Source organism: Flavobacterium sp. P1_E4, from assembly GCF_056405915.1.
Map to the genome: position 1 here is coordinate 50,406 of NZ_JBFUBE010000011.1, position 16,520 is coordinate 66,925.

Annotated in this window: 13 protein-coding genes; 11 read left to right on the forward strand and 2 right to left on the reverse strand. The window is 33.0% G+C overall.

From position 1 onward, the window contains the following. The first annotated feature begins 1 nt into the window (after position 1). The 4 genes from tamL to AC1DY0_RS11735 all read left to right on the forward strand — a co-directional run bounded on the left by tamL (position 2) and on the right by AC1DY0_RS11735 (position 5,392). Positions 2-2,632: a translocation and assembly module lipoprotein TamL gene (tamL, locus tag AC1DY0_RS11720; RefSeq protein WP_477188784.1), complete on the forward strand. Its 2,631-nt coding sequence runs from the start codon at positions 2-4 to the stop codon at positions 2,630-2,632. A gap of 72 nt (positions 2,633-2,704) precedes the next feature. Further along, entirely contained in the window at positions 2,705-3,772 is a 1,068-nt protein-coding gene (gene fbaA / locus AC1DY0_RS11725) for a class II fructose-bisphosphate aldolase (protein WP_477188785.1), read from the forward strand. 70 nt (positions 3,773-3,842) lie between these two features. Continuing rightward, entirely contained in the window at positions 3,843-4,697 is an 855-nt protein-coding gene (gene accD, locus AC1DY0_RS11730; RefSeq protein WP_477188786.1) for an acetyl-CoA carboxylase, carboxyltransferase subunit beta, read from the forward strand. Between the two features lie 83 nt (positions 4,698-4,780). Continuing rightward, entirely contained in the window at positions 4,781-5,392 is a 612-nt protein-coding gene (locus AC1DY0_RS11735; protein WP_477188787.1) for a hypothetical protein, read from the forward strand. An 82-nt stretch (positions 5,393-5,474) separates the two neighbouring features. On the opposite strand, the gene AC1DY0_RS11740 is transcribed toward AC1DY0_RS11735, so the two are convergent. Together AC1DY0_RS11740 and AC1DY0_RS11745 are read right to left on the reverse strand one after the other, a co-directional pair. After that, the gene (locus AC1DY0_RS11740) at positions 5,475-6,359 is read right to left on the reverse strand and encodes a cupin-like domain-containing protein (RefSeq protein WP_477188788.1); all 885 of its coding nucleotides are present in this window, start codon (positions 6,357-6,359) and stop codon (positions 5,475-5,477) included. Positions 6,360-6,450: 91 nt separating this feature from the next. Further along, positions 6,451-7,698, reverse strand: a complete 1,248-nt coding sequence (locus tag AC1DY0_RS11745) for an ABC transporter permease (RefSeq protein ID WP_477188789.1) — start codon at positions 7,696-7,698, stop codon at positions 6,451-6,453. A 245-nt stretch (positions 7,699-7,943) separates the two neighbouring features. Between AC1DY0_RS11745 and purH the strand changes: the two genes are divergently transcribed. From purH to AC1DY0_RS11780, 7 genes are all read left to right on the forward strand, one after another. Further along, entirely contained in the window at positions 7,944-9,470 is a 1,527-nt protein-coding gene (gene purH / locus AC1DY0_RS11750) for a bifunctional phosphoribosylaminoimidazolecarboxamide formyltransferase/IMP cyclohydrolase (protein WP_477188790.1), read from the forward strand. A gap of 54 nt (positions 9,471-9,524) precedes the next feature. Next, positions 9,525-10,553, forward strand: a complete 1,029-nt coding sequence (locus tag AC1DY0_RS11755; RefSeq protein ID WP_100433056.1) for a rod shape-determining protein — start codon at positions 9,525-9,527, stop codon at positions 10,551-10,553. 51 nt (positions 10,554-10,604) lie between these two features. After that, positions 10,605-11,435 carry a rod shape-determining protein MreC gene (mreC, locus tag AC1DY0_RS11760; protein ID WP_477188791.1) on the forward strand — a complete coding sequence of 277 codons (831 nt, stop codon included), beginning with the start codon at positions 10,605-10,607 and terminating at the stop codon, positions 11,433-11,435. Further along, positions 11,428-11,934 (forward strand): rod shape-determining protein MreD, encoded by a 507-nt coding sequence (mreD, locus tag AC1DY0_RS11765; protein ID WP_477188792.1) that lies wholly within the window; start codon positions 11,428-11,430, stop codon positions 11,932-11,934. The genes mreC and mreD overlap by 8 nt, the downstream gene beginning before the upstream one ends. Continuing rightward, on the forward strand, positions 11,931-13,868 hold the full coding sequence (gene mrdA / locus AC1DY0_RS11770; RefSeq protein ID WP_477188793.1) for a penicillin-binding protein 2: 1,938 nt from the start codon (positions 11,931-11,933) through the stop codon (positions 13,866-13,868). The genes mreD and mrdA overlap by 4 nt, the downstream gene beginning before the upstream one ends. A 10-nt stretch (positions 13,869-13,878) precedes the next feature. Beyond that, a complete protein-coding gene (gene rodA / locus AC1DY0_RS11775) occupies positions 13,879-15,114 on the forward strand; it encodes a rod shape-determining protein RodA (RefSeq protein WP_477188794.1) in 1,236 nt (411 codons plus the stop codon). Between the two features lie 482 nt (positions 15,115-15,596). Then, complete coding sequence (locus AC1DY0_RS11780; RefSeq protein ID WP_477188795.1) at positions 15,597-16,496, forward strand: GLPGLI family protein; 900 nt, start codon at positions 15,597-15,599, stop codon at positions 16,494-16,496. Positions 16,497-16,520 lie beyond the last annotated feature (24 nt).

The window sequence follows — 16,520 nt, forward strand, 5'->3', positions numbered from 1 at the left end:
CATGAATAAATTTTTTTCTTCCTTTAAAACAAAAAAGCGGTTTGCTGGGTATCTTGAGCAATCCATACTTTTTGAGAAGAAAAAGAATCTTGCAAAAATATCATTATTTATCCTAATTAGCGTTCTTTTCTATGCTTGTAATTCAGAAAAGAGGGTTCCTGCTAGAAAACAGCTTCTTGTCAAAAATGAAATTTTTGAAAACGGTAAATTACTCAAGAATCAAACTATCTATGATCAATTGTATCAGCAGCCAAATAGTAAAGTGCCTATAGTTGGGTATCGATTTTTGTTGAATTTGTATAACTTGGCAAACCCAAATCCTGATTCTACATTTAATTTAAAATACTTAAACAATAAAAAGAAATATGATAGGGAAGTTAAATGGCTTTCGGCAAAACAAATAGAAGGGCTTCGTAAATCTTTTTGGTACCTTGGGAGACATAATTTTTTAAAAGAAACAGGGGAGGCGCCTGTAATTTTGGATACTATAAAAGCTAAAAAATCACTTACGCGACTTAAAAGTTATTATTTTAATAATGGTTATTTTGACGTAGATGCCACTTATAAGAGAGACTCTTTGGCTCCTAAAAGTGCCCAGTTAAAATACTATTTAACAACTGGGAATCCATATTTTATTGATTCTTTAAGAACTGCAATTGAAACACCTGCGTTAGACTCTATTTATAAAACTTCAAAATCACTTATTGTCCCAGGGAAACAATATAAAACAGAAGATTTTGAAAATGAAAAGAATCGCTTAACGACTCTTTTTAGAAACCACGGAGCCTACCGTTTTCAGGCTAATTATGTCACTTTTGATATTGATACGATAAATAAAAAAGGCAAAGCCAGTGTAATTTTGAATGTTGGAGATTATTCTTATCAGGAGAATGATTCTACAAAGACAGAGCCATTTAAATTATACAAAATCAGCGAGATTAAAATCTACACCGATTATAAGACGGAAAGACATGATTTGGCGATAAAAGACAGTGTGACCTATAATAACATGAATTTGTATGGATATGAAAAAATAAAATACCGTCCGCATGCTATAACAGATGCTGTTTTCTTAACTAAGGGAAGTCTTTTTAATGATAACAAAACTGTTTTAACTACTCGATATTTGAATAATTTAAAGGTATTTAATTATCCGACCATACAATATCAGATCGATCCCAAAGATACATTAGGTCAGTCCTTGATTGCTAAAATTTATTTAAGTCCACGTAAAAAATATAGTTTTGGATATACTTTGGATGCTACCCATTCTAATATAGAAGATTTTGGGATTACAGGTAGTATTACAGAAACAGTCCGAAATGTTTTTAATGGAGCTGAGACTTTAGAGCTTTCGGCCAGAGGAAATATTGGTGCTTCCAATGATATTGCTGATTCCAATGATAGTTTTTTCAATGTTTCAGAATATGGCTTAGATGCGAAACTAAATTTTCCGAGGATTCTATTCCCCATTAAAACAGAAAAAATAATTCCGAAAAGTATGATACCATCCACGGTTGTTAGTCTAGGTCTTTCCAAGCAAACAAATATTGGACTGGATAAAGAAAATTTTACAGGATCGCTCTCTTATAACTGGACTCCTAAAAAGAACACTACCACGAGGTTTGATCTATTGAATTTTCAGTACGTTCGTAATTTGAATCCCGAAAATTATTTTAATGTTTATAATAGTTCTTATGATGCTTTAAATAATATAGGGAAAACATATAATACCAATCCAACTTATGTTGATGGCCAGAATAATTTGATTATTGAAAGCGGAACCTCTGGTTTTACAAAAGATGTTTTAACGTTACAAACAGTTTTGCGACCAGATAATCAAGAATACCAAGACGTAAGCAATATTGAACAACAAAGGATAAGACTTACGGATAATGATTTTATTTTGGCTACTAATTTTAATTTTACCAAAACAAGTAAGAAAGATCTACAAGATAATACCTTTTATACTTTTAGAACCAAAATTGAATCTGCTGGAACATTACTATCTTTAATTTCAAATGTAAGTAACATCCCTAAGAACGAAAATGGGAATTATGAAATTTTTAATTTAGAATATTCGGAATATATAAAAACAGAATTTGATTTTATCAAACATTGGAATGTAAATAAGGCAAATGTTTTTGCGATGAGAGCTTTTTTCGGTATTGCCATTCCCTATGGAAACTCAAATTCTATTCCTTTTTCAAAGAGTTATTATGCGGGTGGAGCCAATGATAATAGAGCTTGGCAGCCTTATGATTTGGGGCCGGGAAGTAGCTCTTTCTCTAATGATTTTAACGAAGCCAATATGAAAATTGCAATCAGTGGAGAGTATCGATTTTTAATTACTGGAAAATGGAATGGAGCTCTTTTTGCTGATGCCGGAAATATTTGGAATGTTTTGGATGTAGTTAATTATGAGCCTGCAAAATTTAATTCGATAGAAGATTTAAAAGAAATAGCTTTAGGTACTGGATTTGGTATCCGTTATGATTTAGGTTTTTTTGCTGTTAGGGTTGATATGGGATTCAAAACATACAATCCTGCCTTAGAAATGGGAGATAGATGGTTCACACAATATAATTTTGCAAATTCAGTATTTAATTTTGGCATCAATTACCCTTTCTAAGTGCTAATTAATTCTTATTTTTGCAAATTATAATCTAAAAACTAAAAAAAAACAATTAAAAGAAAAATTACAATGGCACACAATATCAAACCCGGAGTGGCTACAGGAGATCAAGTACAAGAGATTTTCAATTACGCAAAAGAAAAAGGATTTGCACTTCCTGCTGTAAACGTTGTTGGATCAGACACAATTAATGGAGTATTAGAAACTGCAGCTAAATTAAACGCACCAGTTATTATCCAATTTTCAAATGGTGGAGCACAGTTTAATGCTGGAAAAGGACTTTCTAATGCTGGAGAAAAAGCCGCTATCGCAGGTGGTATTGCTGGAGCAAAACACATTCATACATTAGCAGAAGCTTACGGAGCAACAGTTATTTTGCATACTGACCACTGTGCTAAAAAATTATTACCTTGGATTGATGGATTGTTAGATGCTTCGGAAGAGCATTTTGCAGCAACTGGAAAACCATTGTTCTCTTCTCACATGATTGATTTATCTGAAGAGCCAATCGAAGAAAACATCGAAATCTGTAAAGGTTATTTAGAAAGAATGAGCAAAATGGGGATGACTCTAGAAATCGAACTTGGAATCACTGGTGGTGAAGAAGACGGTGTAGACAACTCTGATGTAGACAGCTCAAAATTATATACTCAACCTTCTGAGGTTGCTTATGCTTACGAAGAATTATCTAAAGTAAGTCCGAAATTTACAATTGCAGCAGCTTTTGGAAACGTACACGGTGTTTACAAACCAGGAAACGTAAAATTAACTCCAAAAATCTTGAAAAATTCTCAGGATTATGTTCAAGAAAAATTCAACACTGGATTAAATCCTGTTGATTTTGTTTTCCACGGTGGATCAGGTTCTACATTGGAAGAAATCAGAGAAGGAATTAGCTACGGAGTTGTAAAAATGAACATTGATACTGATTTGCAATTTGCATTTACTGAAGGTATTCGTGATTTTATGGTAAACAATGTTGAGTACCTTAGAACTCAAATTGGTAACCCAACAGGTGCTGATGCTCCAAACAAAAAATTCTACGATCCAAGAAAATGGTTGCGTGAAGGTGAAGTAACTTTCAATACAAGACTTGAGCAAGCATTTGCTGATTTAAATAATGTGAATACACTATAATTTTATATTTAAGGTTTTATATTTCGTATTGAAATCTAAAACCTTAAATTTTGATCTAAAATAAAAAAAAATGGCTTGGTTTAAAAGAAAAGAAAAAGGAATCACTACGGCTACTGAAGACAAAATGGATATTCCAAAAGGGCTTTGGTACAAATCACCTACAGGGAAAATTATTGACGCTGAAGAATTAGCTCGTAATCTATTTGTAAGTCCCGAAGATGGTTTCCATGTTAGAATTGGGAGTGAAGCCTATTTTGATATTTTATTTGACAACAATGAGTTTGTTGAATTAGATAAAAATATGACTTCTAAAGATCCATTGCATTTTGTTGATACCAAGAAATATGCAGATCGATTAAAAGAGGTTATGGACAAAACCCAACTTAAAGATGCAGTGCGCACTGGAGTTGGAAAATCAAAAGGGAGAGAATTAGTAATTTGCTGTATGGATTTTGCCTTTATCGGTGGATCTATGGGGGCAGTTGTAGGAGAGAAAATTGCAAGAGGAATTGATCATGCGATCAAGAATAGATTACCTTTTGTAATGATATCCAAATCTGGTGGTGCCAGAATGATGGAAGCTGCTTATTCTTTAATGCAATTGGCAAAAACATCTGTAAAATTGGCACAACTAGCCGAAGCTAAATTACCTTATATCTCACTTTGTACCGATCCAACTACAGGAGGAACAACTGCTTCTTATGCAATGTTGGGAGATATCAATATTTCTGAGCCAGGTGCCTTAATTGGTTTTGCTGGTCCACGTGTGGTAAGAGATACAACAGGTAAAGATTTACCGGAAGGATTTCAAACTGCCGAGTTTCTTCTTGAACATGGTTTCTTAGATTTTATTACGCCTAGAAAAGAATTGAAAGATAAGATTAACTTATACATCGATTTGATTCAAAATAATGAAATTAGATAGTTTTTAAACTTCTAAAAACATAAAATCCCAAGGAAAATTTTTCTTGGGATTTTTTTATATCTTTAATTTTAATCTTACCGTTTATGACAAGAATTTTTATTGGCTTAATTATTTGTTTCTTCTTTGGGAATTGTCACAAGAAAGAAAGTATAAAAAAAAACATTCCTTATATAATTTCTCATGAAAGCAAAGAAAAAATTAGTGGTAGTGATACAATTCCTCCTCCTCCGCCTATTCCTGGCTGGCTATTTAATGGAACTGATACCTTTATTATTAATTCTGACACTACTGTTTATTACATGAAAAACAAAGGAATAGGTATGATTTGTGGGACACTTACAGCAGATACAATTCCTTATTTTGTAGATTTAAATCCCCGAGATTTAATTGAAATTTCAAATAAAAACATTTTTGATTTTATAAAGTTGAATTACAATGATGATTTTAGAAATGCAACTTTTATTGCATCACATTCCGATACTATAAATTCTAAAATTTTTTTCGATTTACGTAAATCTTTAAACTTTTATAAGAGAGATCGAGATTTTGTTGCTATACGACGAACAACTCAAGAAGAAGATACTGTTATTTTTTATATAAAAAAAAATAAACATTATGATTCCGATGATATTAAATGGGATAAAAAAAGAATAAAATTTCAAGAACCTATTGAATTTGTTAAAAGGAAAAACTAAAGATAAAAAGAGTGCAGTCTAAAAAGTATAGACAATCTCTTTTTTACATCTGCTTTTCAGAAAAAGGCAATTCTAAATTGTGCTAATTTTTCGGTCTTCCTTTTTTAAGCTCTTTTTCGGCTATTTTAAAAACCAGTTTTTCTCGCCATTTTGCATAACGCCCTTTGAAGGTTACTTTTATGGCGCTGTCTACAGCACCATGCATGAATAAACTCCAAACACTGGACATTTTGCGAGTAATAGATCGATCCCATGCACGAAGCGTCAGTGAGAAAGAGCCATCTATGTAGCGCATCCAGTGCCACATCCCTGTTGGCATAAACAAGGTGTCGCCGTGTTCTAAAAAAACTTCATAACCTTCAACTCCTTTTAATGCAGGGAATTTTTCGAAATCTGGATTGGCAACATCATAATCTTCTAATGCATAAGTCGTATTGGGAATGCAATAAAGCCTTTTTTTCCATTTATTGTCAAATAATATAATGTGTTTTCTTCCTCCAAAATGAGTGTGGAAAAGATGAGGTAAGTCGATGTCGTAATGTAAAAAGGTAATAGCCTTGGAGCCTCCAAAAAACATAGCAGGCATGCTTTCGATAAACCCACCCATTAAGTCTTTTGGAACTTTTATATCATTAACTAAGTCGGGTTTGTGTTTGAATAGATTAAAGAAAAAAATACGCAGATCTGTAGGTTCTCTTTTTATTAAATCCAGATATTCGCCAAATTTCATACTGGCAATAGAGGCATTAATTACTTTAGTTGGATCAGCTTTGGAATTGTCCACTAGTTTTACTTCAATATCTCCCGCAATTTGCTTGAAATAATCGGTTGACCATTTTTCTCTTGCAGGCCAATCCTTAGTTAGTCCTTTTATAATTAATGGTTTTCTTTTATCTAAATAATTTTTTTTAAAATCTTCTCTAGTAATAGACTCAACAGTATCAACAGGTTTTAGAATAAAGCTCATTTATTTATTTTTTAAATAGGTCTGCTTACCAAAAATACCTAATTATTTCTAGTCTTCAAAATTTACAATTAAATAACGAAAATACAACATACTACATTCCGGTTCTAATGGCTTCCACAGGATCTAGTTTGGATGCGCTAATTGCTGGAAGAATTCCTGAAATTATCCCAACAATAATTGACAACCCTGAGCCGATTAAGATATTCCAAAAACTTAAAACAAATTCAAAATCTAATAAATTAGTCAATAAGATTGATAATAACCAGACAATTGATAAACCAATTGTGCCTCCAATAACGCAAAGAATGATAGCTTCAAATAAAAACTGGAATAATATAAATCTGTTTTTGGCGCCTAATGATTTTTGTATACCTATTAAATTGGTTCGCTCTTTTACGGAAACAAACATGATATTAGCAACTCCAAAGCCTCCAACGAGAAAGGAAAAAAAGCTTATAAAAATACCACCTAATCGTAAAGAACTTATTATTCCATTGATGAGATCGAGAAATCCACCAAAAACATTGATGAAGAAATTGTCAATTTCACCAGCTTTCAGTCCTCTAAAATTTCTTAGTTTTTGCGTTATCTCACTTTTATACTCTTCCATATCCACTCCATTTTCGGGTTTGAATATGATTACATTCGTTAAATTTGGATTATTATCGCCATACAGCCTACGAACAAAATTAACTGGAATAAAAGCAGCAGTGTCATTGCTATCACCAAGCGAAGAGCCTTCTTTCTTTAAAACGCCTATTACGGTAAATCGTTGACCATATAATCTCACATTTTTTCCTAGGGGTTCAGAGTCATTAAAAAGTGATTTTGCAATATCGTTACCTATTACAATTACCGGAGTTCCTGAGTTGGCTTCAGATTCATTATAAAATCTTCCTTTTTCAAATTTCAATCCCTGAATATCTATAAACTCATAGGAAACAGGAACAATATTCACGTCACTCACTGTGTTGGATTCGTATTTTATTGATTCGCTTTTGGTAAATATTTGGTATCCTATCTGTTCTGTGTGAGTCATTGTGTTTTTTAGATAAACATATTCTGTATATTTTACATTAGGAAATTGCTCTCTTTTCCATTGTGGTATGTCCGAAGGGCCAAACGAAAATTTCAATAAATAAATAGTGTTTTTATCCAGGCTGCTTAACTCACTTGAAATTTTTCTGTCTAATGAATCTACTGCCGCAAGTACTGCTATTATAGAAAATATACCAATAGTAACCCCCAATAGAGAAAGTAGTGTTCTTAATTTATTACTGCGTAAAGCATTCATGGCAAAACCAAAACTCTCTTTTAATAATCGTAGGTAAACTAGCATGTTTTTTGAATTTGTATTAGTGTAAAATTCTATCTTTTTATTTCTTCCGAAAAGTATTTAAAATTTGGTTGTCAGGAACCGCTTTTTATTTTTAAGTGTGAAGAAATTTCGTCTGAGCGGTTTCAAAAACCTAAAAAAAATACATTTAACAATTGGTATGTTATTTTAAGACATTGTTACATATTTTTTATTGAATTATATTATCAAAAAAAACTATTTTTGCACTTTATAATCATAACTACTCAATGAACACAACAAAAACAATCCAATCAGCATTAATTTCGGTCTTTTCAAAAGAAGGTCTTGAGCCAATTGTAAGAAAACTGCACGAGCAAAATGTAATTTTTTATTCTACAGGAGGAACCGAGGAATTCATTAAAAATTTAGGAATCCCTGTTATTCCTGTTGAAGATGTAACTTCTTATCCTTCTATTTTAGGTGGAAGAGTTAAAACATTGCATCCTAAGGTTTTTGGTGGAATCTTAAACCGTCAAGATAATGAAAGTGATGTACAACAAATGCAGGAATACAATATCCCGCAGCTTGATTTGGTAATTGTTGATTTATATCCTTTTGAAAAAACAGTAGCTTCAGGAGCTAGTGAAGAAGATATTATTGAAAAAATAGATATTGGTGGTATTTCATTGATTCGTGCTGCCGCAAAAAACTTTAAAGATACCGTAATCGTTCCTTCTATGGATCAATACAGTCTGTTTTTGGACATGATTACTGCTCAAAATGGAGGTACAACATTGGCAGACAGAAAATTATTGGCTACCAAAGCTTTTCATGTTTCTTCTCATTATGATGGAGCTATCTTTAATTATTTCAATACTGACGAAACTATCTATAAAGCTAGTATAGAAAACGGACAAGTATTAAGATATGGGGAAAATCCACACCAAAAAGGATTTTTCTTCGGAGATTTTGACGCTATGTTCACTAAAGTTCACGGTAAAGAATTATCATATAACAATTTATTGGATGTTGACGCTGCGGTAAACTTAATTCACGAATTCAAGACTGACGGCCCAACATTTGCAATTTTAAAACATAACAATGCTTGTGGATTAGCTACAAGAGATACTATTTCTGAGGCTTACAATGTTGCATTGGCTTGTGATCCTACTTCTGCTTTTGGAGGTGTGCTGATTGCTAATACGACAATAGATGTGGCTACTGCCAATGAAATAAATAAATTATTCTGTGAAGTTGTAATCGCTCCATCTTATGATGCCGAAGCAATTGCTATTTTACAAGAAAAGAAAAATAGAATTATTTTAATTCAAAATGATGTTGAACTACCTCAAAAGCAGGTGAGAACATGTTTGAATGGCTTATTAATTCAAGAAAGAAATAATATCACTGATACTAAAGCTGACTTAAAAACCGTTACAACAACAGCACCTACGGAGCAAGAAATTGAAGATTTGATTTTCGCTTCTAAAGTGTGTAAGAATACTAAATCAAATACGATTGTCTTCGCTAAAAACGGTACTTTAATCTCTTCGGGAACAGGACAAACATCAAGAGTAGATGCATTATTGCAAGCTATTGAAAAAGCAAAAGTTTTTGGATTTAGTTTAGAAGGTGCTTCTATGGCAAGTGATGCTTTTTTCCCATTCCCAGATTGCGTTGAAATAGCGAAGAAAGCTGGAATAACAGCCGTGATTCAACCAGGAGGATCAATCAAAGACGAATTGAGTATTAATTATTGCAATGAAAATAATCTTGCGATGGTATTTACAGGAACACGTCATTTTAAACATTAATTTGTTTAACTTTGTGCGTAATTTATTTATAACTTTTTAACCCCTAAAAGGCATATGGGATTTTTTGATTTCATGACCGAGGATATTGCGATAGACCTTGGTACAGCAAACACTTTAATCATTCACAATGACAAAGTCGTAATTGACAGCCCGTCTATTGTTGCGCGTGATAGAATATCAGGCAAAATTATTGCAGTTGGTAAGGAAGCCAATATGATGCAAGGTAAGACGCATGAAAACATTAAAACAATCAGGCCTTTAAAAGATGGTGTAATTGCTGATTTTGATGCCTCAGAAAAAATGATCAGTATGTTCATCAAAAGCATACCTGCATTGAAAAAAAGGATGTTTACACCAGCCTTAAGAATGGTAGTTTGTATTCCTTCTGGGATTACCGAAGTGGAGATGAGAGCGGTAAAAGAATCTTGTGAGAGAGTAAACGGTAAAGAAGTATACTTAATACATGAGCCTATGGCTGCTGCAATTGGTATCGGAATCGATATTATGCAGCCAAAAGGAAACATGATTGTTGACATAGGTGGTGGAACAACTGAAATTGCAGTAATTGCATTAGGTGGAATCGTTTGTGACAAATCAGTTAAAATTGCCGGAGATGTTTTTACCAATGATATTGTTTATTATATGCGTACACAACACAACTTATTTGTTGGGGAAAGTACTGCTGAAAAAATAAAGATTCAAATTGGTGCTGCTATTGAAGATTTGGAAACTCCTCCTGAAGATATGTCAGTTCAAGGTAGAGATTTATTAACAGGAAAACCAAAACAGGTTGAGGTTTCTTATAGAGAAATTGCAAAAGCATTGGATAAATCAATTCAACGAATTGAAGATGCAGTAATGGAAACATTATCTCAAACTCCTCCAGAATTAGCTGCCGATATTTACAATACAGGTATCTATCTTGCAGGTGGTGGATCTATGTTGAGAGGGCTTGATAAAAGAATCTCCCAAAAAACAGATTTACCGGTTTATATTGCCGAAGACCCATTGAGAGCGGTAGTAAGAGGAACTGGAATGGCTCTTAAGAATATTACAAAGTTTAAAAACATTTTGATTAAGTAATACCTTTTACTGAAGTTACTTTATATCTAACATTCAATATACCGTTAAGAAATGCAGCAAATATTTTCATTTATTATAAAAAACAGTAATAGAATACTGTTTTTGCTGCTTTTGGGTATTTCGTTATCCCTTACCATACAATCTCATTCTTTTCATAGAAGCAAAGTTATCAGTTCAGCCAATTTTCTGAGCGGTGGTGTTTATGAAAGAATTAATTCTGTGGAAGAATACCTTCACTTGAAAGAACAAAATGACGAACTTGCGCGAGAGAATGCTAACTTGAAAAGTTTATTGTTTAAAACTCAAGATTCTACAAAGATTCCTAATTTAGACAGTCTAAAAGGTGTTCTGCCAAAAGATATTATTGTTTCCAAAGTTATTCATAACTCATTTAATGTGTATGAGAATTTTTTAACTTTGAATTCTGGTTCAAAATCAGGTGTTAAACCCGATATGGGAGTTATTAATAGTCTTGGAATTGTTGGAATCACTGATAATGTGTCCGAAAATTATTCGACAGTAATCAGTATTTTAAATACAAAATCTCAAATAAACGCAAAAATCAAGAATTCAGATCATTTTGGGACTTTGAATTGGGACGGAAAAAATGCAGGTTTTGTACAATTGATTGACGTACCAAGATTAGCAAGTATTCGAAAAGGTGACACCATCGTTACTGGTGGGCAATCGGTTATATTTCCAGAAAACATTGGAATTGGTACTATTGAGAATATATATATCCCCGGTGACAAAACTCATTATTACACCATTAACGTAAAATTATTTAATGATATGACCAATTTGGGTCATGTTTATATTATAAAATCTGAAAATAGCGAAGAAATTAAAAATTTAGAAAACCAAAGAAAAAAAGATGAATAGCACGTTATTAGTGAATATTTTTCGTTTTGTGCTCTTATTAGCTTTACAAATTCTAGTTTTTAATAATATGAATTTCGGAGGTTATGTAAGCGCATTTCCCTATATCCTTTTCATCATTCTTTACCCTGTAAACGGAAACAAAGCAAATCTGCTTATTGCTAGTTTTTTTCTGGGTTTAATTATGGATTTATTTAGTAATTCGGGGGGGGTTCATGCTACAGCATGTGTTCTTTTGGCTTATTTAAGACCTTACTTTTTTAAATTTTCATTTGGACTTAGTTATGAATATCAAACTATTAAACTAAATGATGTCCTAACCCCAGAGCGATTTACGTTTATTTTATTGGCAGTTACAACACATCATATTGCCTTATTCTTATTGGAATCTTTTCAAATTACTTTTTTCTTTGACGTTCTACTTAGAACTTTTTTAAGCACACTGTTTACTATTTTAACTTGTATTATTCTTATTTACCTAATAAAGCCAAATAAAAGATGAGAAAAGTCTTGTTGCCAGCTTTAATTATTATTGGTGCATCTTTGTTACTCATACGTGTTTTTTACTTGCAAATTATTGACGATTCTTTTAAGTTAAAATCAGAAAATAATGCGATTAAAATCAAATATGATTATCCGGAGAGAGGTTATATTTATGATAGAAATGGAGTGTTGTTAGTTGCAAATCAGCCTTCTTACGATATCATGGTAATTCCGAGAGAGTTGAATAAAACAGATACTCTTGAGTTTTGTAAATTATTGAATATTACAAAGGATGATTTTATAAAAAGAATAGAGAAAGCAAAAGTATATAGTCCAAGATTACCATCTGTATTTTTGGCTCAATTGAATAAAAATGAGTTTGCCGCTTTTCAGGAAAAAATCAGAAAGTTTGAAGGTTTCTATTTTCAAAAACGTGCTTTGCGTGATTACGAAGTTGATTATGGAGCCAATATTTTTGGATTCATAACACAAGTAAATGATAAACTAATTGAAAAAAACCATTATTATAAAAGTGGAGATTTAATCGGAAAACAAGGAGTTGAAGAAAGTTATGAAAAAATTCTTCGCGGTGTTAAAGGTGTTAAGTATTTTCAAAAAGACAAATTCAATCGAGAGATAGGTTCCTATAAAGAAGGTAAATTTGATACAATTGCTGTTCAAGGTGAGGATATAAACTTGACTATTGATGCTGAAATCCAAAAATACGGAGAACAGTTGATGGTAAATAAGCGAGGTGGAATTGTCGCTATTGAGCCTAAAACAGGTGAGATTTTAGCACTTGTAACTGCTCCGTCTTATGATCCTGGAATTTTGGTAGGAAGACAGCGTTCCAAAAATTACACGAAATTATATCATGATTCTATTGCAAATCCACTTTTTGACAGGGGGTTATTGGCACAGTATCCACCGGGATCTCCATTTAAAATTATGACTGGTCTGGTTGGATTACAAGAGGGGGTCATAGATGAAAAAACGACTTTTGTTTGTAGTCACGGTTTTTATTATGCTCCCGGCCGATTTCAACGTTGTCATTGCGGTGGTGGTGTATTGGATCTGCATGTTGGTATTTACAAATCGTGTAACGCTTATTTTTCGAATGTGTATTTGAGGACTATTGGAAAATATAAAAACACTCCTTACGCTGTGGATGTTTGGAGTAACCATATTAAAAGTTTTGGACTCGGACAGTTTATGGGTTACGATTTACCAACGGGTAAAAGTGGAAAGATTCCTACTTCAAAAACGTATAAAAGAATGTATCCAGGGTGGGGTTATAGCGGAAAAACGATTATTTCTAATGCTATCGGTCAAGGGGAGGTATTGTTGACTCCTATTCAGTTGGCAAACATGATGGCGACAGTAGCTAATGAGGGTTATTATTATACTCCTCATATTATCAAAAAGATAAAAGGAGAGAAAATAGATACCAAGTTTACCACAAAACACGTTACAACTATTGACAAAAAATATTTCCCTCCAATGATTAGTGGACTGTTTGATGTTTACAACAGAGGTACAGCTTATGGTTTGCGAGTAGAAGGGATTGATATATGCGGAAAAACGGGTACCGCTGAAAACTTTGCTAAAATTGACGGAGTAAAGACTAAAATGCAAGACCACTCTATTTTTGTCGCTTTTGCACCTAAGGACAATCCGAAAATAGCTATAGCTGTTTTGGTTGAAAACGGAGGTTTTGGAGCAACTATAGCAGGGCCAATCGCGAGTTTAATGATAGAAAAATATTTGAGAAAAAAAATCACCAGAACAGATTTGGAAACTCGAGTGTTGAATATCAGTTTACAAAGTCGTTACGCAAAACTTGGTGGCCTTTCAGAAGAAGTGAAAAAACAACTGCGCATTCAAGATTCTATTACGAACAGTAAAATAAAAGCAGCACAAAAATTAGACTCATTAAAAACCAAAAAACAATAATTCATATCAAATGAAAAATCAAAGTTTATCAAGTAATATTGATTGGATATGTATCATTATCTACATATTGCTTGTGTTTTTAGGTTGGCTAAATATTTATTCTTCTTCATTGTCTTCTACTGAGGGGACTTATGAAAAGCAAGCTATATTTATTGCTTTATCTGTTCCTTTGATTTTTATTCTATTGTATATTGATGGCAAATTTTATGAAAAGTATGCCAGTATTATATTTGTAATTTCTTTACTATCCTTGTTAGGATTATTTGCTTTCGGTAAAACAATTGCTGGTCAACGCTGTTGGTATGGATTTGGAAGCTTCACTTTGCAGCCTTCTGAGTTTGCTAAAGCAGCCACATCTTTGGCATTGGCTAAGTATCTAAGTGATACGCAAATAAACTTGAAAGATGTTAATAGACAATTACAGGCATTGGCAATTGTGTTTTTGCCGGTTATGCTCATACTGCCACAGCCCGATCCAGGAAGTGCTTTGATCTACAGTATTTTTATTATTGTTTTGTTTAGAGAAGGATTGCCGTCTTGGTATGTATGGACTGGCTTTATAACTATATTGCTTTTTATGTTAACGCTGGTTTTAGAGCCTCAATATGTTATTTTAATAGCTTTATTGGTTATTGTTCTTATACATTATAAATCGAGAATAGGAGACCGAAACGTTGTGTTGAGTAGTATGATTTTTGCTGCCATATCCGGTTTTGTCTTATCTGTAAACTATGTTTTTACTAACGTTTTCAAACAACACCACCGTGATCGTTTTAATATATTGTTAGGTAAAGAGGTAGATATGAAAGGTATTGGATATAATACTAATCAGTCTGAGATTGCTGTTGGTTCTGGTGGTTGGCTTGGTAAAGGATTTCTTGAAGGGACACAAACCAAAGGTGGTTTTGTACCAGAGCAACATACTGATTATATATTTACTACTGTTGGTGAAGAGTGGGGGTTTGTTGGATCCTTAGTAGTCATAGGTCTTTTTGCTGGTTTATTTCTTCGAATAATCTATCTTGCCGAAAGACAGAAAACCAAATTCAGTAGAGTATATGGTTATTGTGTTGCGGGAATATTATTTACACACTTTTTTGTAAATATTGCCATGGTTGTTGGAGTTTTTCCAACTATTGGAGTTCCATTACCGTTCTTTTCTTATGGAGGATCAGGTTTGTGGGGATTCACCATTTTACTGTTCATTTTTATTAAAATGGATGCCAATAAAGTAAATGAGTGGTAAAACATTCTAGTTAAACCGCTTTTTTGGCTAAAATCTTATTTTTCTTTCTTTTGTGGGTTTATCCATTAAACCTTTATGGGAAAACTGTGTCCAATATCTTTTAATCAGGAGATAAAGGCTCTCTGTCTTTAATTCTTACCCATTTGTATATTCAATTTTCGAAGTAGAAATGTTAATTATACTTTTGAAAGTGATTTCAGTATAGATGCGCTTGGTGCAATTTTCTTTTATTCGGCAGCAGTATAAAAGGGAGTTCATTTATTAATTAGGAGCAGAAAGATTAGGCTTTTTTGCCAGTATCGTCCCGTTTTCCGTTGCAATCTTTTGTGTGCAGTCTCCTCAAAAAAGAGGAGACTGCACACAAAAGGATTTTCACTTCAACCGGGGCTAAGAGTTAGTATTTTGTCTTTTTGGCATTATCTAAAAAATTAAAAATTAGGATGGTTTTGTGCGCTTCATAATTCAATAATAAATAAAAACATATGAAAAAATTAATTTTCACTTTCGCATTGGCAGTAACAGCAATACAAATGCAAGCCCAAGAATTTCAAGGGATGGCAGTTTATGAATCTAAAACCAGTACTTCGGACTTTAAAAACCGAATGCAGGGAAGTAGAGACATCACTCCAGAAATGCAAAAGAATATGGAAGAGCGAATGAAACAAATGTTTGAAAAGACATTTATACTCAACTTCGATAAATCGGCATCAATATACAAAGAAGAGGAAAAATTGGAAGCACCAGGGCAAGGTGGCGGCGGCGGCGGAATGCGTATGATGAGTTCCATGATGGGCGGTGGAGGAACTTTTTATAAAAACGTAAAAAATAAATCCTATACTGTTGATAAAGAATTTATGGGAAAAGAGTTTTTGATTAAAGATTCTCTTCCTGATTTGAAATGGAAAATGGAGTCTGAAACGAGAGTTATTGGAGGATATAATTGTTTTAAAGCAACTGCTGTTCGACCAGTCAGCAAAACCGATTTTAGAAACTTTAGACCTAAAAATCAGGATAAACCAGAAGCAGTAAAATCAGAAGATAAAGACAAAAAAACTTCTTTTATGTCTGAATTAGAAATGCCTAAAGAGGTTACAGTTACTGCTTGGTACACTCCTGAAATCCCTGTTAACCAAGGGCCTGAAAATTATTGGGGTTTGCCTGGATTGATTTTGGAAGTCAACGATGGAAAAACTACAATTCTATGTTCTAAAGTGGTGATGAATGTTAAGGATAAAGCACAAATCAAGGAATCTACAAATGGGAAAGTGGTTTCTCAGAAAGAGTACGATGATATAGTGGTTAAAAAGATGGAAGAAATGCGTGAAATGCGAGAGCGAAACAGAGGAAACGGTGGAGGAATGCCAATGCGAATAGGAGGATAATTACATCAAACACTAATTTTAGAA

Excerpts from the sequence above, each read along its gene's own strand:
- tamL (WP_477188784.1), top strand. The coding sequence starts at position 2 with ATGAATAAATTTTTTTCTTCCTTTAAAACAAAAAAGCGGTTTGCTGGG.
- fbaA (WP_477188785.1), top strand. The coding sequence starts at position 2,705 with ATGGCACACAATATCAAACCCGGAGTGGCTACAGGAGATCAAGTACAA.
- accD (WP_477188786.1), top strand. The coding sequence starts at position 3,843 with ATGGCTTGGTTTAAAAGAAAAGAAAAAGGAATCACTACGGCTACTGAA.
- AC1DY0_RS11735 (WP_477188787.1), top strand. The coding sequence starts at position 4,781 with ATGACAAGAATTTTTATTGGCTTAATTATTTGTTTCTTCTTTGGGAAT.
- AC1DY0_RS11740 (WP_477188788.1), bottom strand. The coding sequence starts at position 6,359 with ATGAGCTTTATTCTAAAACCTGTTGATACTGTTGAGTCTATTACTAGA.
- AC1DY0_RS11745 (WP_477188789.1), bottom strand. The coding sequence starts at position 7,698 with ATGCTAGTTTACCTACGATTATTAAAAGAGAGTTTTGGTTTTGCCATG.
- purH (WP_477188790.1), top strand. The coding sequence starts at position 7,944 with ATGAACACAACAAAAACAATCCAATCAGCATTAATTTCGGTCTTTTCA.
- AC1DY0_RS11755 (WP_100433056.1), top strand. The coding sequence starts at position 9,525 with ATGGGATTTTTTGATTTCATGACCGAGGATATTGCGATAGACCTTGGT.
- mreC (WP_477188791.1), top strand. The coding sequence starts at position 10,605 with ATGCAGCAAATATTTTCATTTATTATAAAAAACAGTAATAGAATACTG.
- mreD (WP_477188792.1), top strand. The coding sequence starts at position 11,428 with ATGAATAGCACGTTATTAGTGAATATTTTTCGTTTTGTGCTCTTATTA.
- mrdA (WP_477188793.1), top strand. The coding sequence starts at position 11,931 with ATGAGAAAAGTCTTGTTGCCAGCTTTAATTATTATTGGTGCATCTTTG.
- rodA (WP_477188794.1), top strand. The coding sequence starts at position 13,879 with ATGAAAAATCAAAGTTTATCAAGTAATATTGATTGGATATGTATCATT.
- AC1DY0_RS11780 (WP_477188795.1), top strand. The coding sequence starts at position 15,597 with ATGAAAAAATTAATTTTCACTTTCGCATTGGCAGTAACAGCAATACAA.